Source organism: Sphingobacterium micropteri (assembly GCF_014692515.1).
Classification (GTDB): domain Bacteria; phylum Bacteroidota; class Bacteroidia; order Sphingobacteriales; family Sphingobacteriaceae; genus Sphingobacterium; species Sphingobacterium micropteri.
In genome coordinates this window covers 393,216-416,624 of the sequence record NZ_JACOIK010000001.1, presented here as the reverse complement: position 1 = coordinate 416,624, position 23,409 = coordinate 393,216, and the positions used below count along the sequence as shown (strand labels likewise).

At 42.0% G+C, this 23,409-nt stretch carries 18 protein-coding genes; 12 read left to right on the top strand and 6 right to left on the bottom strand.

All coding sequences use genetic code 11. The features are described from left to right. The first annotated feature begins 441 nt into the window (after positions 1-441). Positions 442-1,551: an NAD(P)H-dependent flavin oxidoreductase gene (locus H8B06_RS01785; protein ID WP_190992553.1), complete on the top strand. Its 1,110-nt coding sequence runs from the start codon at positions 442-444 to the stop codon at positions 1,549-1,551. A gap of 300 nt (positions 1,552-1,851) precedes the next feature. Here H8B06_RS01785 and H8B06_RS01780 read toward each other — a convergent pair whose 3' ends face one another. Continuing rightward, positions 1,852-2,580 carry a nitroreductase family protein gene (locus H8B06_RS01780; RefSeq protein ID WP_190992552.1) on the bottom strand — a complete coding sequence of 243 codons (729 nt, stop codon included), beginning with the start codon at positions 2,578-2,580 and terminating at the stop codon, positions 1,852-1,854. Positions 2,581-2,828: 248 nt separating this feature from the next. Here H8B06_RS01780 and H8B06_RS01775 point away from each other — a divergent pair, with 248 nt between their 5' ends. The 4 genes from H8B06_RS01775 (at position 2,829) to H8B06_RS01760 (ending at position 8,767) form a co-directional block, all read left to right on the top strand. After that, entirely contained in the window at positions 2,829-3,347 is a 519-nt protein-coding gene (locus H8B06_RS01775) for an RNA polymerase sigma factor (RefSeq protein ID WP_190992551.1), read from the top strand. Between the two features lie 105 nt (positions 3,348-3,452). Continuing rightward, positions 3,453-4,349: a FecR family protein gene (locus tag H8B06_RS01770; protein ID WP_190992550.1), complete on the top strand. Its 897-nt coding sequence runs from the start codon at positions 3,453-3,455 to the stop codon at positions 4,347-4,349. Between the two features lie 73 nt (positions 4,350-4,422). After that, a complete protein-coding gene (locus H8B06_RS01765; protein WP_190992549.1) occupies positions 4,423-7,470 on the top strand; it encodes a TonB-dependent receptor in 3,048 nt (1,015 codons plus the stop codon). Between the two features lie 88 nt (positions 7,471-7,558). After that, positions 7,559-8,767 (top strand): purple acid phosphatase family protein, encoded by a 1,209-nt coding sequence (locus H8B06_RS01760; protein WP_190992548.1) that lies wholly within the window; start codon positions 7,559-7,561, stop codon positions 8,765-8,767. A 69-nt stretch (positions 8,768-8,836) separates the two neighbouring features. Here the strand turns inward: H8B06_RS01760 and H8B06_RS01755 are convergent, their stop codons facing one another. Next, positions 8,837-9,634 carry a tetratricopeptide repeat protein gene (locus H8B06_RS01755; RefSeq protein ID WP_190992547.1) on the bottom strand — a complete coding sequence of 266 codons (798 nt, stop codon included), beginning with the start codon at positions 9,632-9,634 and terminating at the stop codon, positions 8,837-8,839. A gap of 677 nt (positions 9,635-10,311) precedes the next feature. On the opposite strand from H8B06_RS01755, the gene H8B06_RS01750 reads away from it, so the two are divergent. Together H8B06_RS01750 and H8B06_RS01745 are read left to right on the top strand one after the other, a co-directional pair. Beyond that, positions 10,312-11,931: a family 43 glycosylhydrolase gene (locus H8B06_RS01750; protein ID WP_190992546.1), complete on the top strand. Its 1,620-nt coding sequence runs from the start codon at positions 10,312-10,314 to the stop codon at positions 11,929-11,931. Between the two features lie 166 nt (positions 11,932-12,097). Then, positions 12,098-12,457, top strand: a complete 360-nt coding sequence (locus tag H8B06_RS01745; protein WP_190992545.1) for a VOC family protein — start codon at positions 12,098-12,100, stop codon at positions 12,455-12,457. 162 nt (positions 12,458-12,619) lie between these two features. Here the strand turns inward: H8B06_RS01745 and H8B06_RS01740 are convergent, their stop codons facing one another. From H8B06_RS01740 to H8B06_RS01730, 3 genes are all read right to left on the bottom strand, one after another. Next, positions 12,620-13,303, bottom strand: a complete 684-nt coding sequence (locus H8B06_RS01740) for an ATP-binding cassette domain-containing protein (RefSeq protein WP_190992544.1) — start codon at positions 13,301-13,303, stop codon at positions 12,620-12,622. After that, positions 13,291-13,602 (bottom strand): hypothetical protein, encoded by a 312-nt coding sequence (locus H8B06_RS01735; protein ID WP_130140818.1) that lies wholly within the window; start codon positions 13,600-13,602, stop codon positions 13,291-13,293. Before H8B06_RS01735 ends, H8B06_RS01740 begins: the two co-directional genes overlap by 13 nt. 86 nt (positions 13,603-13,688) lie before the next feature. Next, entirely contained in the window at positions 13,689-14,141 is a 453-nt protein-coding gene (locus H8B06_RS01730; RefSeq protein WP_190992543.1) for a GNAT family N-acetyltransferase, read from the bottom strand. Between the two features lie 164 nt (positions 14,142-14,305). Here H8B06_RS01730 and H8B06_RS01725 point away from each other — a divergent pair, with 164 nt between their 5' ends. Further along, positions 14,306-15,841, top strand: a complete 1,536-nt coding sequence (locus tag H8B06_RS01725) for a family 43 glycosylhydrolase (protein ID WP_190992542.1) — start codon at positions 14,306-14,308, stop codon at positions 15,839-15,841. 61 nt (positions 15,842-15,902) lie between these two features. On the opposite strand, the gene H8B06_RS01720 is transcribed toward H8B06_RS01725, so the two are convergent. Continuing rightward, positions 15,903-16,310, bottom strand: a complete 408-nt coding sequence (locus H8B06_RS01720) for a VOC family protein (protein ID WP_190992541.1) — start codon at positions 16,308-16,310, stop codon at positions 15,903-15,905. Positions 16,311-16,695: 385 nt separating this feature from the next. Here H8B06_RS01720 and H8B06_RS01715 point away from each other — a divergent pair, with 385 nt between their 5' ends. The 4 genes from H8B06_RS01715 to H8B06_RS01700 all read left to right on the top strand — a co-directional run bounded on the left by H8B06_RS01715 (position 16,696) and on the right by H8B06_RS01700 (position 23,355). After that, positions 16,696-17,295, top strand: a complete 600-nt coding sequence (locus H8B06_RS01715) for a TetR/AcrR family transcriptional regulator (RefSeq protein ID WP_130140822.1) — start codon at positions 16,696-16,698, stop codon at positions 17,293-17,295. 279 nt (positions 17,296-17,574) lie between these two features. Further along, entirely contained in the window at positions 17,575-18,663 is a 1,089-nt protein-coding gene (locus H8B06_RS01710) for an efflux RND transporter periplasmic adaptor subunit (protein ID WP_317170822.1), read from the top strand. 21 nt (positions 18,664-18,684) lie between these two features. After that, positions 18,685-21,882 carry an efflux RND transporter permease subunit gene (locus H8B06_RS01705; RefSeq protein WP_190992539.1) on the top strand — a complete coding sequence of 1,066 codons (3,198 nt, stop codon included), beginning with the start codon at positions 18,685-18,687 and terminating at the stop codon, positions 21,880-21,882. A 54-nt stretch (positions 21,883-21,936) separates the two neighbouring features. Further along, positions 21,937-23,355, top strand: coding sequence for an efflux transporter outer membrane subunit (locus H8B06_RS01700; protein WP_190992538.1), 1,419 nt, complete (start codon positions 21,937-21,939; stop codon positions 23,353-23,355). Positions 23,356-23,409 lie beyond the last annotated feature (54 nt).

The following is a 23,409-nucleotide window of genomic DNA, read 5'->3' as shown; positions in this document are numbered from 1 at the left end:
ATCGACTGTTTAGAAGACACCGAAGTATTGTGTTTGAGCAATGAGAATAGGGAAAAGTTATGTAGCGAATTTCACCAAATAGAAAGCTTTTTCCGAAAGAAGACCAATCGCCGAAACGTTGTTTTACAAAATCGAATTCTCTCTTTGCTAAGCAGTAGTGCCAGGGAACGTTATGAAAAATTCTTACAGGAGTATCCCCTACTCGTCCAGAAGTTGCCCAAGCATATTTTAGCATCGTATCTAGGGGTTACGCGCGAAACGCTTAGTCGTCTATACGCTGCAAAATAAATTGACTTACATCACGATTTATTTGTGAGGTATATCCTTTCCACGTTGGTCTGAGAATCTGAATTTTGTGTTGTACAATTAAACAAGAAAATAGGTATGTCTTTTTTCGGTCGCAAGATTCGAGACAAAGTATTTGTACTAAATCATAACGCTATGTGGACAGACACGAAATTAAAGAGACTAACGGGAATTGACATCCCTATAATACAGGGACCTTTTGGGGGAAAACTATCAGCTGTTGAATTGACATCGTTAGTTTCTAATGCCGGAGGGATGGGTTCGTACGGCTGTCAGCCATTTTTTGCAAATGAAATCGTTGATTTATCAAACGAAATTCGTAAATCGACAAGTAAGCCATTTAACCTGAACCTCTGGATTAAAGAGAAGGATGACAATATCGAAGATTTTGACAATGTCGCTTTCCAGAAAGTGGTGGAGCTGTTTCAACCCTACTTTGATGAAGTCGGTGTGGAAGCACCTGCACTTCCACTCCCGGAAAGCCCTACTTTCGACGACCAAATAGAAGCAATTTTTGAAGCTAAACCTGCTGTTTTTAGCTTTGTTTATGGAATTCCATCTGAAGATATCTTAGAAAAACTACGTCGTCTGAATATCAAAACTATCGGTACAGCAACAACGTTAGATGAGGCGATTGCAATTGAAAACGCTGGTGTTGACGCGGTTGTGGCCACAGGTTTTGATGCAGGTGGTCACCGTGTATCGTTTCTGGAGAATGCCGAAGATAGTTTGGTAGGAACGCTATCCTTAATCCCGCAGGTGGCAGACGTCGTTAAAATCCCCGTTATTGCAGCCGGAGGAATTGCAGATGCAAGAGGTGTAAAAGCAGCATTTGCTTTAGGAGCTGATGCGGTACAGATCGGAACAGCCTTTTTAGCAACCGAGCAGTCTGGAGCGAGCCATACTCACCGCGAAAAGTTGTTTTCAAAAGACGCGCGCTATACGACTTTGACAAAAGTGTTTACCGGCAGGTGGTCAAGGGGTATTAGAAATAGGCTAACGGAAGAATTAAGGGCGTTTCAAAACTCTTTTGCGCCATATCCCTTACAGGGACAGATCGTTAGTAAACTAGGGGCCTATCCTACCAACACAGAAGCAAATCCTGAGTTAAAATCTTTTTGGGCTGGGCAGGCGGCACCGCTTTTAAAATACCATAATGCGCAATTAATAACACACGGCGTATCTCTGATGGCTGTGTTGAACTTCTGTACGGCGCGATTTAGGAATATTGAAAGGATATCTTGATGGGAAGAACTTGCTGTCATCCTTTCGAGCATAATCCGACCTGCAGCTAAAATCCGTCGCTATTATGTGAACCAACCGTGATCTGGCTTAGGAATATACAGGTCGTCGTTGGCTCTAAAATATCTCACTTCGGGTAATAATACCGAAGCAGTGCAGTAGAAAACAGGGCGTCACCGTATAAATGCTTTACAGTGACGTCCCGGGAAAGAACTTTGCCGAATTTTCCATTTCCTCCGCTCTGCTTGACCTATCGGATGAAAAATAATTATGTCGCTCATTGTTAGATAAGAGACTGTTCTCTTATCTGTGGTGGTAGACCTCATCAAATGGCAATCTGAAACGGTCGCCATGAATACCCTCATTCCCTTTACGGATGCCGCAGGATACGACCATGTTGATTTCAGCACCTGCGGGTAGGTCGAGCAACTTCTTTACCCTGCCGCTGTCGAATCCTTCCAATGGACAGGTATCATACCCTTCGTTGGCCATCGCGATCATGAAGGTCTGCGCAGCCAATGCACAGGTTTTGTGGACGACGATGCGCATATCATTCTCGGATACCTGATGCACGATGGGCCGAAAAATCCCTACGATGGCCATGGCCAACTTGCGAAAGAAACCGAGGATGCCGAAAAACCGGGCATAAAGAAATGGCATAAGCTTACCGTAATACAGCTCGCGGTCACGGATGCGCTTGGCCTGCCGTTCTGGTGGGCTATTTTTTTGTATGTTGTTACGTTCGAACTGCAATACGGCTTTAGCGCGCTTCCTGTGGAGGTCTTGCCGTGTGACGAATACGACAAGTTGTGATGCGGTGGATACCGCGGCCTGGCCTAGGCAGGCTGGCACAAACTTTTCCATTAGTTCAGGGCTGCTAATGTGGTAAAATTCCCAAAGCTGTACATTGGAACTGTTGGGTGCGAGCGTAGCCAGCTCGAGGCAATATTTGACTTTGTTATGATCCAGTGCAATATCTTTGTCGTATACTCTGACAGATCGGCGATAGTTTAATATTTCTTCTAAATTCATCCTTTCGTATCTCCGTGGTTGATTGATATCAAATATACGAAAGGAAATTGGTGTATGTCCGACAATCTACTTGTCTTCCTTTCGACCAAAGAAACTGACCAGCTTCTCCAAGATCCCCAAAGATCGTGACCGCTAAATATTCTCTCTATATTAATATTCAGTTAACAATACATACCTAGATTTGTCATGTCTTTAAACTCCATTACCCCGAAGGGGCATACGAGTTTTAGAAATCAACAACAGAAAAAATGCATCACTCCGATCCTAAAATTGACTGCTTCAACCACATATACAAGCTGTACTGGAAAGAGCTCTACTATTTTACCCTAAAAAAAGTAAAGGATCATGCTCTTGCGGAGGATCTACTTCACGATGTATTTCTCAAATTGTTAAAATCCGATGATTTAGACAATCGGCTGGACACGATCAAAGGCTATCTTTATACCGCTCTACGCAATCGGATTACCGACCATTACCGCAAGAACAAACGTCAGCTAGATCTGGAGCAAAATATCCCTACTTGGTACAGTCAGCATGACAACAAGGTACTGGAGGTTACCATCAAGCGGGAACTCGACGATTTTTTGGAATTGCAGGTTAATCGATTACCCGATCAGATGCGGCGTGTCGTACAGCTCAATAGCAAAGAAGGTTTCAGTACACCAGAGATTGCACAAAAGTTACTCATCTCGGACAAGACTGTTCGCAACCAGCTCTCTTTGGCCAATCAGAAACTACGATCTGCTATCGAAAAATTCCTTCGTTAGCTCGAAAAAGACCACTTCTGTTAAGTTTATGTAAACGTCATATTTTTTTATAATTAAACTTAAAAAAAGGCCGGGATTTGCGAGAGGGGTGTTCGTATACCTCACATGAAAGCAGCGAAGCGTACGTCATCAGATCCGAAAGCAGAAAAAACTACAAGGGAAGTTACCGCTCTTGACAGTCAAGCCGAACTTCTATTGGAACAACGTCTATATAAACGCGTACTTAACAGTTACAGCAATCATCTTGAAAAACGTAAACGACGTACCCGTATGTGGCGATCGGCGGCCATATGGATAGGCACCGTGATGCTAACTGGAGGCGGTATCTGGGGCACAATATCATTTCATAACAAAGGGGCCAGCGAAAAGCCTGTGGTACAAGTATTCAGCAGCATGAATAGTTCCAAAAGAATATGCTTGGCAGATAGTACAGTGGTCGTGCTCCGGCCACACAGCACCTTACAGATCAGTGCCGATTACGACCGTATAGAGCGGAATGTGATGCTGGAGGGAAATGCTTTCTTTGAGGTCAAAAAAGACAAAGAGAAACCTTTCATCGTACACAGCAAACACTTGGAGACAACCGTATTGGGCACCCGATTTTCGGTTAATAGTCCAATAGATGACGGAGACCACAGTGTCTTTCTCGAAGAAGGAAAAGTCCGTATCCAAATCGACGGCGAGCAGCACCTCCTTGCCCCCAACGAAAGGATCGTGTACCATGCAGCTATTAAAAAACGGGAAATTACCAAATTGAGTGATGTCAATATCGATATGCAGACTGGATCTTTGACTTTGGACGGCGTAGACTTCGCAACCTTACGTCTATGTCTTGCCGACTACTATGGTATTTCCTTAGAAAGTCTAAGTACCAAAGCATCCCGGGTGCGATATAAGGTTACACTCAAACCACAGATGTCGGTCACGGATATCGCGGCGTTAATTAGTACGATCAGCGCCCGACGCACCACTATTAACCAGCAAACAATTACCGTAAAATAAAAAGAGTGCCAGCCTCTCGCCAAAGTCGCCGACACTCCAAATCCAATTCACATTTAAATTTAAAATCAAAAGTATGAAAAAAAAGGTAAAGACGGTTCGCAAGTTAGTATTTGCTGCGACTGTCTTCAATGTCAGTCTGCTGCCGCTTACTCCTGCCCTAGCACAGACATCCGAAATGCTGTACGAAAAACAAATTTACTGGGCTGGAAGTCATGGGAATCTAGAGAAAGGATTGAACCAACTTGAAAAACAACTACATATCCCCATTTCTTACGATAAAAACCTGGTACGAGGCAAAAATGCCAATACAACGAAGCAATCTAGCACAACGGCGAGTGGTGTGTTGAATCAGTTATTGGTTGAGAATGGACTTAGCTACCGCATTGTCCAAAATAATATTGTGGTGGTGCCTTTGTCGAAACCAGCCACTGAAAATCCAGCACAAAAGAATATCATCACGGGGTATGTCAAAGATGTTACCTCAGGCCGCGTGTTACCACACGCTACACTTGTCAATCTTTCAGACAACCGGAAGACGATGACCGATGCCAATGGTTACTTCGTCTTACAGGGCGTAAAGCCAGGCAAAACGAATGTACAGGTGTCCTATATTGGTTATCAAAATCAGATTGCAGAACTCACCTATCTCAACGACGAAATGCCAATCAATATTCTGTTGGAGCCAAAGGATAATAACTTGGAAGGAATCGCGATTAATGGTATTCGCCGTGGAGAAGCATTGGCATTGAGCAACATGAAAAATGCCGATAACGTACGCTACGTACTTTCCCAAGAACAGATCGAACGCTTTCCAGATGCGACGGTAGCCGAAGCTTTGCAACGGGTACCCGGTATAGCTATGGATTATAGTTATGGATTACCACGCAATGTCGTGATGCGCGGTCTCAGCCAAAGCATGGGATCGGTGACACTAAATGGCACTCGTTTACCATCCACACAAACCAACAGCCGCGAGATCGATCTGAACGGAATCCTTTCCTCTACTGTCGAAGCTATTGAAGTCAACAAGACTTTTACGCCCGATATGGATGCCGACGCAACAGCTGGTTCGGTAAACATCGTTTCTAAAACACCAAAGGCAGGCGAGGAACTTTTCCGCGTAAACGTGGGCGGAGGCTACAATCAGTTGCTGTCCAAAGCGAATTACAATCTAGGCGCCGTTTTAGGTAAGCGTTACAAAAAATGGGGCTTTCTTGCTGATGTTAATTATAGCCAGACCTATCGCGGCGAGGATCGCGTACAGGTAGACTATGACACCTACGAGATCGACGGTAGCGAGCGCATCTTGATGTCTAATCTAGAGTTGGAGGGTAGCGATCTGGAGCGTAAAAACACGGGCTTACAGTTCGAACTGAACTATTACCCCAACAATGCGACCAAGCTTTACGCCCGCAGCTCGTACAACAAGTATTTCGAATTACAGACAAGAGGAACCAAATCCTACAATATCGGCGAATACAGCAGTATCGATCAAGGTACTGATATCAGTATCGGCTCTTCGGGAACACCTCGCGATTACAACAGGGATATCATCACTTTCTCGCTAGGTGGAAGGACAGCCTTCAGCAATTATGAGGTGGATGCCGATGCGACGTATGCTAAAGGACGCTATGACCAACCGCTCTACTACGATGGATATTTCCAACAAGGGGGACTCAGTGCGTCGATCGATAATACCGACCCTAGTGCGCCTCAGTTTTTATTCGCCGGAACAGATCACAGCGATCCCACAAAATACACAGCAAACAGCTACAACCGCCGTCACCAGTTTGCACACGATCAGGATATACAGTTGTCTGGAAATATTAAGCGCTCCCTGTCTTTAGGTCATGGACATACCTTAGATCTTAAAGCTGGCGCGCGTTTCCGGTACAAAGAGGATGCACACACGCGCAACTACTTCCAATACCGGTTAAAAACAGGCTCGTTGACTATGAATGATTTCACGTCAAACTATAGCCGTACTTCATATTTTGGAGGCAAATACAACCTTTCGGGGGCTATCGCCAATGGATACCTCATGGAACAATATTATCAGAATAACATGGATCTTTTTCAACCCAACGATAACTACATCCGCCAAAATACGGATCCGGATTCTTATGAAGGGAGTGAAAACCTAGCTGCTGGTTATTTTATGGGTAAACTGACTACAGGAAAACTCGAGACTGTGCTGGGTATGCGTTATGAGCGCACAGGATTTCAGTACGAGGGTAATATTGTCTCTTTCGATGATCAGGGCAATTACCAATCTACGCAGCCTGTAGATACCAAAGCTGCCTTCGCAGGGTTCTTCCCAAGTTTGAATTTAAAGTACAAACTGACCGAACAGACTAATATCCGGGGTGCGCTTACACGCACACTGTCACGTCCGTCGTACTACGACCTTGTCCCTTGGGAAGAGATTGAAGTACGCCGCAAACGCATGAAGAAAGGAAACCCGCAACTCGATCAAAGCACATCGACCAACATCGACTTATTGTTCGAGCATTACCTAAATCCTATCGGTCTGCTTTCAGGTGGTGTGTTCTACAAAAAAATCAATGATTATATCTACGAATCCATTTATACCCGGTCTGGTGGTACCTATGACGGTTATGCGATCACACAGACTGTCAATGGAGCTGCAGCGGATGTATACGGTTTAGAAATAGCTTGGCAACAGCAGTTCACGTTTCTACCGGGTTTTGCAAATGGATTCGGTGTATTCGCCAACTATACGTATGTTAAATCATCTTTTGAGGTCCCGGGTGTGGAATCTGTACGTAAAGTGGCGCTACCAGAGATGCGTCCAAGTGTGGGTAACTTTGCTCTTTCGTACGAAAAATACGGTTTCTCTGGACGCCTCGCACTCAATTTTTATGAGACTTTCATCAGCGAACTGGCAGATGAGGAGGCCAATGACCTGATGGAAAAAGGCCGTACACAACTCGACTTTTCTGCTTCACAAAAGATAAACAAGAATTTCACCGTATTCGTAGGTTTAAGCAATATAACGAATTCGCAGGTACGATTTGACTTCGGAGACAGACGTCCTAACGATTATAAATACTATGCACGTTGGGGTAATATCGGTGTCAAATACACGATTAATCAATAATTGACAGACTTATACAAAGGGTGTCCTAGGACATCCTTTGCTTATTTGTTCGACCAAAATTTAAAATATTAACAATAAACATACGTATATGAAAAAATTGATTAGCACACTTACGTTAGGCCTATCTTTAATTGCGATGGCTCAAAGCCAGAGCTATCTTGCAGACAACCATCCAGATCGTGTCATCCTCAATCTAACCACCGACGCTGCACATAGTCAAGCAGTGAATTGGCGCACGAACGTCATCCAGGGGAACGGGCAGGTTGCTCAGTTGCGTTTAGAGAACAATAGTCCTGAATTCGCTGACAGTGTCGTTCGTGTATATCAGGCCGAAAGCAAACTATTCGCCGACAGGGAGAATAACGGCTCGATGTATCACAGTGCACAATTTGAAGACTTACAACCCGACCGGGTCTACAACTACCGCGTAGGCAAAGATGGTGCGTGGAGCGAATGGTTTCAATTCCGAACAGCTGCACAAAACGACAGTATATCTTTCATCTACTTAGGCGATGCGCAGAATGATCTGCGTTCACGCTGGACACGTGTATACCGCAAAGCCATACAGACTTGTCCTGAGGCCGACTTTATATTGCATGCCGGGGACCTAATTAACCGCAGCAATTCGGACAACGAATGGGGCGAATGGTTTTATGCCGGAACAGGTATAAACAGCAGCTATCCTCAGTTAATGGTACCTGGCAACCACGAGTACTTTCGTGATGAACAAAAAGTGCTCACGCTCGATCCGCACTGGCAGCAGCAGTTCAGGTTACCTGAAAACGGTGTCGAAGGATTAAAAGAGTCCAACTACTACGTAGACTATGGACCACTTCGCATCATCGCACTCAACACACAAATGATCATGCTAGATAGTACCTACCGTGCCGCACAGGCACAATGGATAGAACAAATATTGAAAAACAACACTGCGAAATGGACAGTGGTCATGTGCCACCATCCCGTGTATTCGACGGCCAAATCGCGGGATAACTATCAGTTCGCCGATTTGTTTAAACCCCTCTTCGAGAAATATGGTGTTCATCTTTTATTGCAAGGGCATGATCATACCTATGCCCGAAGCGTGGTACCATCAAGCAAAGAAAAGAAACCTGTTTACATCGTTTCCGTAGCTGGACCAAAGATGTATCAGATCGATCCACAAAAAGAATGGATAGAGAAATCTGCTGAGCGCATGCAGTTGTATCAGGTCATTGATATCAAAGGAAATATATTGCAATATAAGGCCTATACTGCAGATGGCAAACTATACGATGAGTTTGAGTTGAAGAAATGACATATCTTGGGCGGTGATTAGTTGACGCAGTACTAAACTGCCCGAGTACATGCACGAGATAATAGATTTTTAAAATGGAATGTAAAAACCTGATGCTTGCTTAATTTCCCAAGATTCTAACATTTTTCTTATATTTTCAAACTTCAAAATCTCCTCATTTCGAGCGAGTTTCTCAAGTGCATCATACGCCTCCTGCGACCCAAAACTATCCGCTTTAATAAACCAGTGGACAGCAGTTTCGAGATCCTGCTCAATATCTTCTCCATTATAATAAAGTACCCCAAGATTAAATGCTGCGTCCTTATGGTCTAAATTAGCAGCTGTTTTCATCCAATGTATGAAGCGAGCACTGTTCTTCGCAACCACTTCATCATTGTTGTAAATAGATGCAAGAGTGTAAGCTGCATTGGCATTGCCAGCGTCGGCTGATTTAGCAAAATAAGCTATTGCCTTCGAAATGTCTTTCTCAACATATTTACTACCCGTATAATATAGCGTGGCCATCCTGTACAATGCCATATCTTGACCGTGCATTGCCGCTTTTCTAAGCCAGTTGAATGATTCCTCTTCATTCACTGTTGTTTTGCCATCTAACCCAAGATAGATTGTCGATAAATAAAGCATCGCATTGGCTTCCCCTCTGTTTGCAGCTTTTTTAAATGAAATTATAGCTTCTTCATAATTTTCTTTTCCATAATGTAAAATCCCTTCTTTTAAATCTGGGTCTACATCAGAGGATGTTTGTCCCATCGAGAGGGTAGTCATTCCCAAACAAGCAATAAATAAAGATAATTGTATAATTTTCTTTTTTATCTTACAAGCTCTATACATATTCAGTACCACTGAAATCAGCGCAATCATTTTCATATTTTATGGCTTTTACAACTACCTTATAATGTCCTGACAAAACTAAATATTGTTAGTCGAATTGCAAATACCCACTAGTGGGTATTGTTATAACGATGTTTGGAACAACCTAAATAATTGATAACTTAACATCATCTCCAAGAACGGAGTTTTTGCTCTTTTAATGAAGATGTTTTTAGAAACAGCTTTATAAGTTCACATGGAGAGCTATCCTTTTTTTCTACAAGTTTCAAAAAGCTTAAATCGTCGTTTGGTTTGGCAATATAGCCATCTAAGCTCATGGCTATAAAAAGTGATAGTTTTCACAATCATGTTTTTGCCTATATCGAGCAGGAAGATACACTCCGTAGTTTGATATGTCGCGCCTATAACGGACAAGGAACATATTCATGGCAATAGATTTAGGGTTTATAGTGCTGCATTATATGCACATATATATAAAGCCGCAGTGTGATTGATGACACGTAATTCGTTTAGCCCTTATCAGACCCAGGTAGATGCTATATGAAACAGCTCCCATCAGTAGGAAATCTACACGCAAACAAATAATAATATGCTCCTCCATCGATCAAGATCTCGATATAGCACCCGCAAAAGTCATACAGGATGGCGCATGTTGCCTACTTAAAAATAACATGTTATTTTTGGGTTTAGTAAACCATCAATAAATTTCGTTCATGCGTACACTGGCCAAAATTTTAATTACCCCGGTTCTGTTATTGCTTATACTCAAAACAGGTAAATGCCAGACCGATATAACTTCTCGAGGATTTCTGTCCATTACAAACAATGTCTTTTGGGATACCAAAGATGGACTTCCTATCTACAGTCAGGGTGGCGGTATATTCCGGTTTAAAGATCCCGAAAGCGGAATAGAGAAATATTACTGGTATGGTGCACAATACAAGGAATCTGCCCAATATCGAAACGACCCATCGGTTACTCCGCGCCGTGATAATTTTGTTTCGGTAACGTGCTATACGTCCCCCGACTTGGTAAACTGGGAATCAAAAGGGGATGTCCTTATACGTGAGGAAATGGACAAGCATCAACACACCCGTTGGGCCGGACGATTAGGTGTAGCTTACGTCAAAGAGATTGACAAATATGCAATGTTTATACAGCACAATGCCGAGGTATTGGTAACGGTTTCCGACAGCCCCAATGGCCCTTTTAAATGGCATCAACGCATTAACATGGAAGAAACGATCGGGACATCAAATACAGGAGATCAGACGGTGTTTACTGATGAAGATACCGGTATCTCTTATCTTGTTTATTCCTATGGAAAGGGACGCCATAAGATTTATATATCGGAAATAGGTATGAAAGACGGGAAAGTCGGTTTATTGGACTGTACACAAGTTTATAAAGGTGCTGGTCGCGAAGGGAACTGTATGTTCAAGTATAAGGGCAAATATTATCTGTTTGCGTCCAATCTGTATGGCTGGGATTCGTCGTATGCGTATTACCTCGTGGCGGACGATATTAGAGGACCTTATACGCCAACCAATGAGATGTCGGTCTTGCGCGGATCGGAAATGGACTATGCCCACGTGACACAGACCGGATTTTTTGTCAAGGTCAAAGGAAGTAAGCAAGAGACTGTGATTTATTGTGGCGACCGATGGGCTAATTTTGCGGGCAATGGCCTCGGTTACAATCAGTGGTGTCCCCTATCGTTCGATGGAGAGACGCCTTATTTCAATTCACTTAGCGCATGGTGCCTGAATCCGACCACCGGCGAATGGCAGGTAGGCGAGGGAAATAATTACATAAAAAATGGAAGCTTCGAGGCCGACCGCCGTCGGATTCCGAGCCCTGTCAAACCCGTGCAGGAGCAACTGCTCGGATGGGAAAGTACGATCATTGAGGGCACCAAGCTGTCTGTCAGTAACTCTACATCCCCCAGTCTAAATTATTTCAATACACAGCAGGATCGACAAACCGTGATCGGCGAAAAAAGCCTCCAGATTAGTGATGTTGTTAATTTTAAACGCAAAATTGTGCAAACTGTCGAATCTAGTCCATACGTCGACTTGGAAGACGGATACTACAACTTAACGGCAAAAATCAGACATAACAATGGATTTCCTCGGCTTGAAATGTATGCCGAAAGTAGTGGTAATATCATGAAGAAATCAATATCTACGTCGAATGAGGGATGGACTACGGTAACAATAGAAAAGATACCCGTTAGACACGGACGCGTTGAAATTGGGTTTGTGGCTGAGGGAAATGCCGGAGCATTTTGCTATGTAGATGATGTCTCGCTGAAAAGGCAAACGGTCGATTAGCAGGCTTATCTATCAAAACGACCACTGAAGCCAAGAGTATAACGCTCACAACGATGTGTATAGTCATAGACGCTAAATCTACAAAGCAAGATTTTTTGTTAAATTCTATCGATAAAAGGCTAAATTTAAGCACTGAAAAACACTAGAATAAATAAAATAGCATACTATGGCTGAAATTAATTCTCAAAAACTAAAACACGAGCAAATACAATACCTTGAATTTCTATCAAAGGATATTGTTAAAGCTAAAGACTTTTATACCAAATGTTTTGGTTGGAAGTTTACTGATTATGGAGCAGCGTACACCGCTTTTGCAGGTGACTATGTCGATGGCGGCTTTACCTATGGAGAACCAGCCAAAGGAAGTATCTTGGTCGTTCTCTATTCAGAAGATATTGAAGCCACTAAAAGTAAAGTAATAAGTGCGGGAGGTACTATCGTTAAAGATATTTTCAGTTTCCCGGGAGGGAAACGTTTTCAATTCACGGATTTAGACGGCTACGAACTCGCAGTTTGGACGGAATAGGATCCAAAGGAGATATAAAAACTACTAATAAATTGGTTCATGGATATTATAAAAAGATGAGCTAGAAACGACACATAATCGTATCATAGATAAAAAGATTACAAAATATCAGCATATCTATTTAAGATAATTAAGCTCTTTTTTATGACTTAGACGTAAAAATCAGTCCATATCGAATGTACCATCCGGGACATAGAAGAACTCCAATTCTTTTTTATCCTGAATTTGGCGACATCCCCCATTTTGAAGCAAAATAGTCTGTGTAGCGATATCAAGTACGTTTCGGTAATTATGATCGGAGATCACGAATCCTTTTTCATCTTTAAAATGTATTATTAAATCTGTTATATATTGTACATATACCGGCTCAAGTCCTGTAAAAGGCTCATCCAAAAGTACAAAGTCCGTCGGTTGGTATATTAATAAGCATATTTCTAAATAACGCAACTCCCCACCCGATAATTGATAGACCTTTTTATCTTTTAGTGTTTGAATCCGATTATCGTCTAGTAACCGCTGTCTTAAGGTCGCACTTTTAACCAAGAGCCAAATTAAATAGGAGACTCTTTCATGTGTTGGAAGGAAGGAATGCTGAGGAAGGTAGCCAATTTTAGATGTTAGATAGGGTTTTTCAATTTTTTTACCATTCAATAGAATATAACTATGTTGAGCTTTTAAGGTGCCAAAAATTATTCTCATTAACGTAGACTTACCGCAACCGTTACGTCCTAATAATCCAATTATATCACCTGTCCTACATTTCAAATAGGCTCCTGTAAGGATCGGACGATTATTTACATAACTAAACTCAACAGAGTCGATATATAGCTCCTTTACATCATCCATAATTTTTCTATTACTAGATAGAGGGCTAACACAAATAATAAATTAAAAAAGAAACCATATATGTATACACGAAAAAGAGAAATTCCCAAGTTAAAATACATATATTTTGTTTTCTTTCCAAAATAATCAAATGCAAAAATCGAAACAATATATCCTACAGTTGTGAATATTAAAGAAAAAGCAGAAAAGAAGGGAATTTTAGAATAGGAAACTAATTCAGGAACAAATGCTGCAAATAATATCGAAAGAGCAAAGTTAACCCCAAAAATATTCTTAAGATAGTAAATATATAGTCTCATTAAATTACGGTTTGGAAACCCGCCCTGTGTATAGCGGATCTATCGATACAACACGGTTATCGCCAGCTTTTACAGATATAACGTTGTCAAAATTCAACCGATACATTTATCCATTCGGCATCGAAGTCTGCATTGTATTTTTTGTAGAACTCGATTGCCGGTTTATTCCAGTCTAATACCTGCCATATCATTCCATTATATCCTTCGGCTTTGCCATATGCAATTAGTGCGTCCAAGAGCATTTTTCCTATTCCCATTCCACGCATCCCTTCGGTTACTATTAAATCTTCTAGATACAGACGACGTCCACTCCAGGTTGAATAGCGGTCATAGTGTAAGGCAATCCCGACTATTATTCCATTTACCTCAGCTACTAATGCGCCCCAAACCGGTTTATTTCCGAATCCACATTCTACCATCTCTGCTAATGTGACGATCACTTTTTCGGGTGCCTTTTCGTATAAAGCGAGCTCTTTAATCAATTCTAAAATTCGGGGACAATCTTCTCGATTCGCTTGTCTTATCGTTATGTTTTGCATTTAATTCTAAGAAATACGGTCTATTGTTTTAATAACAGTGCAAATCTACGAATTACACAATCATATCTTCATAATCGACAGGTACATTTTACCATTATCTCCAGAATTATTATCTTTATGCTGCTTAAAAAAATATAATTCACTGCACCCAATAATAAACAATAATGAATATCTACAAAACGACTTTTCTTATCGTCTTTTATTATGTACTCAACCTATCATTCATCACACCTTTGCGTGCGCAGCCAGCGACAATTTCCGGCGATTTTCCCGACCCCACGGTTATACGTGCAAACGGCCAATATTACGCTGTGGGTACTTCTAGTGAATGGGCGCCGCATTTCCCAATTTATACCTCTAAAGATCTGTTGGATTGGCAACAGGTAGGGTTTGTGTTTTCTTCGGCACCGGAGTGGACTGCGTCTTCCTTCTGGGCACCCGAGTACTTTTACCACAAGGGAACATATTATCTGTATTATTCTGCCAAACGTAAAGACGACGGTGTATCTTGCATCGGCGTAGCCACCTCCCGTTATCCCGACCGTGATTTTGTAGATCAAGGCATTGTCGTGGCGTATGGAACAGAGTCTATAGATGCTTTTGTTGTCCAGGAGGACAATCAGCTGTATATGACTTGGAAGGCTTACGGATTGGACACCCGCCCTATTGAACTGGTTGGCGCTAAGCTTTCTGATGACGGGCTCAAATTAGAAGGCGAACCTTTCTCCTTATTACAGGATACCGCACGTGTAGGTATAGAAGGACAAAGTTTTATCAAGCACAACGGTTATTATTATATGTTTTATTCCGCGGGTGCTTGTTGTGGCGTTTCCTGTGATTATCATGTACAAGCCGTACGGTCCAAATCCGTAATGGGTCCTTATGAACGCGTTGGTACAGACTTCCTTCTTAGTGAAAACGAAAATTGGAAATGTATGGGGCACGGTACTTTTGTGCATAATCCGGAAAAAGAGCTTTATTATCTATTGCATGCTTATAATAAAGTAGGTGGCGTTTATACTGGACGTGAAGGACTACTTGCTAAACTCGAGTGGACGAACAAAGACGAGCCGCGGTTTGATCTGGTAGAGTACCAAGACGTACCACAGCGTCACGATTCCTCGTTTGACCTGATTGCTACAGGTCAGTATAAACCTTTCTGGCAATGGGATTTTCAGTATGCGGCTCCTTCTTTTACCACATCTGACAAAGGTTTGCGCATATCGGGAACGACAAAAAGAAACAATAAACTGGGTGTTGCGTTGACTAAGCGTCCCACACAGCTAGCTTATACCTTGGGTACCGAGATTGACCTATCGGGCAGTAGCGAGACTGCAACCAAAGGACTGATATTATACGGCGACCATGAACGCGCTATCGGGCTTAGCGTAGCGGGTAAGAAAATACAGCTTTGGACAATGGCTCCCAACAACCGAACGGTGATTGCGGAACAGGAACTACCTGCAGATTATAAAAAATTGGCATTGAAAATCACGATAGCCTCCTCACTTGAGTGCCGTGCTTTCTTCGGGCAATCTGATCATTGGATCCCAATAGAAAGCCCCGATAGACCCCTCAGCATCGAAGGCATCGCTCCATGGGACCGCAGTCCGAGACCAGGTTTGTTCTTTAACGGTAAAACAACAGAATCCGCCCTGTTTACCAGTTTTTATATAGATACCAAGCCCGCAGGTGGTTAAAAGCTGCGGTCGATTAAATACAGAGCGATCATTCCTGCGGTGGATTTTATTGTCCAGCTGATTATTCTGCTGGGATTTTTGACATATCCATATAAAAAATCTCCCAGGTGTGTCCGTCAACGTCTTCGATGGTACGCTGTTGCATAAAACCATAATCTTTCATTTCGTTGGGCTCGGTTCCTCCTGCGTTCAATCCACTTGTCACGATCTTATTCACCTCGTCAATGTTGTCAACCGATAAAGAAAAAAGTCCGGCAACGTTGTTTTTTGTATCTGCAATTGGTTTGGTCGCAAATGTTGCAAATTTTTCGTGTGTCAAAAGCATAACAAAAATATGGTCACTCCATACCATACATTTTCCACTTTCGTCCGAAAATTGAGGGTTATTTGTAAAACCTAACGCCGTATAAAATTCCACTGACTTTTGTAAGTCTTTTACTGCTAAGTTGATAAAAACTTGTTTTGCCATTTTATTGCTATTTAATTGTTAATGGTATATTGTAAGCTAGCTTTCTAGGGACTGTCTGTTCCAAATTAAACCACCTAAGTTTTTCACAAGTTATTATATTTCAGATTTTGTCAGCTTGTCTTATGGCAAGAAATCATTCTTTACCGCGGTTTTCTTATCCATTGATATCCACTCTGCGAGACTTTATTAATTACAAATTTTGACACGAATAAAGCGACATTCTATCTTTTCCTTTTTTGCATAACAAAGCATAGATTGCAGGAAGTTTTACAAACGAATACCCAAAAGCATGTCGTGTTGATTTAATGACATTCGTATGTCACTGTGAAAAATAAAAATATGCAATTTTGTCTAACAGTGTTAAATAATTTTATGCAATTAAAACATGGGTAGCAAAGAGCGTATTCAGCGACTTAAAGACGAGAATCGAAATTCCATTTTGGAAGCGTCCCTTCAAATTGTCAAAGAAGAGGGATGGCAAGCACTAAGTATGCGCAAAATCGCGGATATTATCGAATATACCGCGCCCATGATTTATGAATACTTTGCAAATAAAGAAGCTATTTTAAATGAGCTAACAAAGCAAGGTCATCTTTTATTGGCAAAAAGAGTCAAACAAGCCCAGGCTAACGAGAGCACATTAGAAAAACAGCTGGAAGCAATGTGGTTTAGTTATTGGGACTTTGCTTTTGAAGAACGGGAACTTTACCAATTAATGTTTGGCGTGGGAACAGCTTGCTGCGGCGCAGACAAAAGCGAAAAAAGGTCTCCTTCTTTTGGTGACCTTATCGCGGGGGTAATCCGTGAAGTTATGGCCGAGCAACAGCCTTCGGAGGATCTAATTTGTCGAAAATATTTCACATACTGGTCTGTTATCCATGGGTTGATTTCCATTAATTTGGTTAACAAAGGAAATGGAGATGCGACCAATCAACAGGTACTCAAGGATGCTATCTATGGCATCACCCGTTCACTGAACGATTAATTTTTTTTACACAAAAACATACAACGTTATAAAATTTAACACTGTTAAATAAAATAAACATAATAAAATCTTAAATAGATAAAATATAACGGTCCCATTGTAAGAATATGTAAATCTGCGATCGTTAATACCCATCTAGCCCATACAATTAAAAAAAACAATATTTATTAAATGAAAAAGCAAGTATCCATCCATTTTCAGTACGTAAAGGCTCTATTACTTAACACTGTTAGACAATTTAACCTCGTAAAAAGCCTATATATTTTAAGCGTACTTTTTTTGTACAGCTGTACTACAGGTACCAGCAAGCCCGTTATATCAGCCCCGCCTGAACTGCCAGTAGTTACTTTAGACAGTGAAGATCAGATCGTTTATCAAGAATATCCGGCGTCTATCGAAGGAGCTTCTATAATTGAAGTTCGACCACAAGTAGAAGGAACACTCGATCGGATTTATATAGATGAGGGTGCTAAAGCACAGAAAGGTCAACTTTTGTTCAAGATAAATGACCGTCTTTATCAGGAACAACTCAATCAAGCTAAAGCAAATTTACAGGCAGCTGAAGCGGCTTTAGAAAATACGGCCCTAGAAGTTGAAAAAAAGACACGTCTTGTTGCCAACAAAGTACTTACTGATTTTCAGTTGAAGACAGCGGTTAGCGCTCATCAAGTTGCGAAAGCAAATGTAGAACAGGCAAAATCAATTGTCGAAGCCGCAAAAATCAACTTAGGTTACACAGAGATTAGAGCTACCACGACAGGTTACATAGGTCGATTACTAAAGAAACAGGGCAGCTTGGTCAGTCCATTAGACAGCGAACCTCTCACACAACTATCGGATGTACAGACATTACATGTTTATTTTTCACTTGGAGAGAACGATTTCATTGCCTTTAAAAGTGATACAAAGGGAGAAACTTTAGAACAAAAATTACAACAGTTACCTCCCGTCACGCTGCTGCTATCTGATCGAAGTGTATATGAGCATACTGGAAAAATAGACATGGTCGATGGACAATTCGATAAGAACACCGGAGCAATTACACTTCGTGCTACCTTCCCTAATCCAGAAGGAGTTTTACGGAACGGTAATACTGGCAAAATTCGCTTGGAGAAACATTACTTAGAGGCATTGCTTATTCCGCAATTAGCAACGATAGAAATCCAAGATAAAATCTTCGTATACAAGTTGAACGATGACAATAAAGTAAGTCAGCAACCCATTACAATTGTTGGGAAAAGTGGCGAAAATTACTTGGTCGAAAAAGGGATAAAGGTAGGAGACCGCATTGTATATAAAGGTATCGATCTACTACAGGACGGACAAGTTATCACGCCTCAAAACACAACTAAAGAAATTATTTATTAATCTCGTTAACTTCAACACAATATGTTCAAAAAATTTATAGAGCGCCCCGTCCTCGCTACGGTTATATCTATCATACTTGTCATTTTAGGAATCATAGGTATCCTGAAACTTCCATTACAGCAGTTTCCCGATATTGCTCCACCCGCTGTTCAAGTTACAGCATTATACCCAGGAGCAAATGCAGAAACGGTATTACGTGCGGTAGCTCCATCATTAGAAGAATCCATCAACGGTGTCGAAAACATGAGTTACATGAGTTCAACCGCCAGTAACGACGGTTCTCTAATGATTACGGTATATTTCAAATTAGGCACGGATCCTGATCAAGCTGCCGTGAATGTACAAAACCGTGTTTCCCAAGCCACCAGTCAGTTGCCTACCGAAGTTGTCCAAGCGGGTATTACAACAGCAAAGCAGCAAAACAGTTTGATCATGGTACTGGACCTCTATACCGAAGATGAAACAAAATATGATCAAACATTTATTACAAATTATGCGCAGATTAATATCATTCCAGAGCTCAAACGAATTCCGGGAGTTGGGCAAGCGATCGCCTTCGGCGGTAGTAAAGACTATTCGATGCGTGTTTGGTTAGATCCCAACCGAATGGCGACATACAAGTTGACACCAGCTGAAGTAATGGCGGCCATACAAGACAAAAATATGGAAGCTGCTCCGGGTAGGTTTGGTGAAAATAGCAAAGAGGCATTTGAGTTTATCATTAAATACAAGGGAAAACTCGACCAACCCGCCGAATACGAAAATATCATTATCCGTTCTAATACCGATGGATCTGTATTACGGCTAAAGGATGTTGCCCGAGTTGAATTGGGATCGTACACCTACGCCAGCCACACACGCATTGATGGTAAGGCTGGATTGAATATCGGCATTATGCAGTTGGCAGGTTCCAACGCCAATGAAATCCAGATTGCCATACAAGAATTTATGGACAAAGCGTCACTCAACTTTCCCAACGGCGTCAAGCATCTTGTACTCTATAATACGAAAGATGCGCTTGATCAATCTATTGATCAGGTAAAACACACATTAATAGAAGCATTTATTTTGGTCTTTCTGGTTGTGTTCTTGTTCTTACAAGATTTCCGATCCACCTTAATTCCGGCAATAGCGGTGCCAGTGGCCATTATCGGAACGTTCTTTTTTATGCAGCTTTTCGGTTTCTCCATCAATTTGCTTACGCTGTTTGCGCTCGTGTTAGCTATTGGTATTGTTGTCGATGATGCCATTGTCGTTGTCGAAGCGGTACACAGTAAAATGGAGCATACACATTTGCCGCCCAAGTTAGCCACCACATCCGCGATGGGAGAAATAACAGGTGCGATTATATCCATTACACTGGTGATGTCAGCCGTATTCCTTCCTATTGGTTTTATGGAAGGATCTACGGGGGTATTTTATCGACAATTTGCTTTCACGTTAGCAATCGCTATTGTCATCTCAGCTGTCAATGCCTTGACCCTAAGTCCTGCACTTTGTGCCCTGTTTCTAAAACCTGTACATCATGGCAATACAAACGGTAAACAGCTCGGTTTCAAGGATAAGTTCTTCGCTGGGTTTAACGTAGGTTTCGAAAAGTTAACACGAAATTACGTGGGGAGTCTGCGCTTTTTGGTCCGTCACAAATGGGTGGGCTTTTCGGGATTAGCCTTATTAATCCTTTTGACCATCTTTATGATACAGAGAACACCAACAAGTTTTATTCCTTCGGAAGATCAGGGTTTTATCGCGATCTCCTTATCGATGCCTGCAGGAGCATCATTGGACAGAACATCGCAAGCTTTAAAAGAAGCAGAACAACAGCTTCAACATGCTTCCTTTACCAAAACACTCAACGTGATGGCAGGATTTAATATCCTGACACAATCCACAAGTCCTTCAGCCGGTGTAGCCTTTATCCTGCTTAAGCGACACGAGGAGCGCGGAGAAATTAAAAATATCGATGCTATTATGGATGATGTTAATCAAAAATTGTCTAACATTAAGGGCGCGAATTTCTTTGTATTTACCTTCCCTACTGTACCGGGATTTAGTAATGTCGATGGCTTGGATATGGTGTTACAAGATCGTACTGGAGGCGAGCTGCAAAAGTTTAGTGACATCGGACAAGGGTTCATCGGACAACTGATGCAGCGCCCGGAAATTGCAATGGCTTTTACGACTTTTAGAGCTGATTATCCGCAGTACGAATTGCTAGTTGACGACATAAAGGCGGAACAACTAGGCGTTCGGACGAGTGATATCCTCCACACGATGCAGGTCTATTTCGGTAGTGCACAAGCCTCCGATTTCAATCGTTTCGGCAAATACTATCGCGTTATGGTACAGGCTGATTTCACAAACCGTACGGAACCATCCGCCATGGACGGTATATACGTTAAAAACCAAAACGGCGATATGGTCCCCATGAATACACTCGTTCAATTGCAACGGGTATACGGTCCCGAAACGGCATCTCGATACAATCTTTTTAATTCTATCAGCATTAATGCGATTCCGAAACCGGGCTATAGTTCTGGCGACGCTATACGAGCCGTTGAGGAAGTTGCTCGTGAACAATTGCCTACAGGTTATACGTATGAATTCTCAGGAATGACCAAAGAAGAACTGGTTTCAGGAGGGCAATCTACGATCATTTTTATCCTATGTCTTGTATTCGTTTACTTTTTACTTGCCGCACAATATGAGAGTTATATTATCCCCTTGTCCGTAATTTTATCTATCCCTACCGGTATATTCGGCGTGTTCGCTGCTATTGGATTAACCGACATATCCAATAATATTTACGTACAGGTAGCCCTCGTGATGCTTATTGGATTATTGGCAAAAAATGCTATCCTTATCGTGGAATTTGCTGTTCAGGGTAGAAAACGGGGATTGCCTATTGTCAAAGCTGCCTTAGCAGCCGCTAAACTGCGCCTTCGTCCCATTATTATGACATCGCTTGCTTTTATTGTCGGTATGATCCCTATGATGGGTGCTGTGGGTCCATCTGCACAAGGAAATCATGCAATCAGTATAGCTGCTGCAGGAGGTATGATGGCAGGCGTAGTATTTGGGCTTTTTATTATTCCGATATTATTTATCGTATTCCAATATCTTCAAGAGCGTATCAGTGAATCTGGAGCTAGCAAAAATTCATTGTCTTCTCATCACGCAGAACTTGCCCTTGCTGATACAACATCCGTACACGCTTAATTTTAAAATGAATAAATCTCATAGCTTCATCACCATTAAAAAAATCATATACAGATGAAAATAAAAAGCAGTTTTCTCTTTTCCTTGGCTATTTCCGCTTCATTGTGGGCGTGCCAAACCAAAAAGCTCAGCAAAGACATCACACTCTCGCCTCCTATTTCCTTTCGTAGCGAGCAATTAGTGGATGCAGATAGCAGTATAGGTAATGTTCCTTGGTGGGAATTCTTTCAAGATACGGTGTTACAGCAGCTAATCGATACCGCTCTACAACAGAACATGGATATGCAGCTCGCGCTCCAGAATATCGAATCTGCACAGCTGATGTTCACCCAGGCTAAAGCAGGACATCTGCCCAGTTTACAATTACAAGTGCAGGCTAATAGTACCAATCCCTCCAACAATAGCCTAAACGGGTTAAGTTTAGGCCAGTTTTTGGGACAAAACCATATCGAAGACTACACCATTGGATTAGGTTTATCATGGGAGGCTGACATATGGGGTAAGATTAAGAGCAAAAAGACGGTTGCACTTGCATCATATTTACAAACCGAAGAGGCTAGAAAAGCAATTCAGACGCAACTGGTTAATCAGGTCGCGAAGGGATATTATCAGCTACTTATGCTCTACCGACTCCAAGAAATCGCCCAACAGAGTTTACAGTTGAGCGACAGCACACTTCAAGTGGCACAGTACCAATATGAAGTCGGTGATATCAGCCTATTGGCCTTAGAGCAGGTTGCTGCACAACGACAGGCTGCGGCTTCGCTGATTCCCGATTTTCAGCAACAGATCTTGCTTCAGGAAAACGCTTTGCGCTCACTCAGCGGTGAGTTTCCTAAAGGAATACGTACCGTGACGACATTGAATGCTGTCAATCTTCCCACAGACCTAGCTGTAGGTGTTCCTGCCGAATTATTGAGCAAGCGTCCTGATGTTAAACAAGCTGAATTATCGGTAACGGCGTCACAGGCTTATCATCAGGTCGCTAAAGCACAGCTATACCCTTCTTTATCCATTACCGCGCAAGCCGGTGTCAATGCTTTTAAAGTCAGCAACTGGTTTAATATTCCGGCGTCTCTTTTTGGAGCTGTAGCAGGGAGCGTGACACAGCCTGTTTTTCAACGAAAAGAGTTAAAGACGCAATACGAAATCGCACGCGTTGAATATGAAAATAGTGTCATTCGGTTCCGGCAGTCTGTTGTCAACGCGGTAAGTGAAGTGTCGGATGCTTTGATCTCTATACAAAAACTAAAAGAAAGACAGGAGATCGTACAGGACAAAACAAGTCGATTAAAAAAGGCTGTTAAGCATGCTGATTTACTTTTCGAAACCGGTAGCGCCACCTATCTGGAAGTCATCACTGCACAAAGTAACGCATTACAGAGTGAATTGGAATTGATACAGATCCATAAGGCAGAACTTGTCGCTGTTGTAGATCTATATCGATCGCTCGGAGGAGGTTGGTCTAATTAAACATTAAAATGAGACAGGTTTAAAAAGAAGGCCTGTCTCAAAAATTGATCCCAT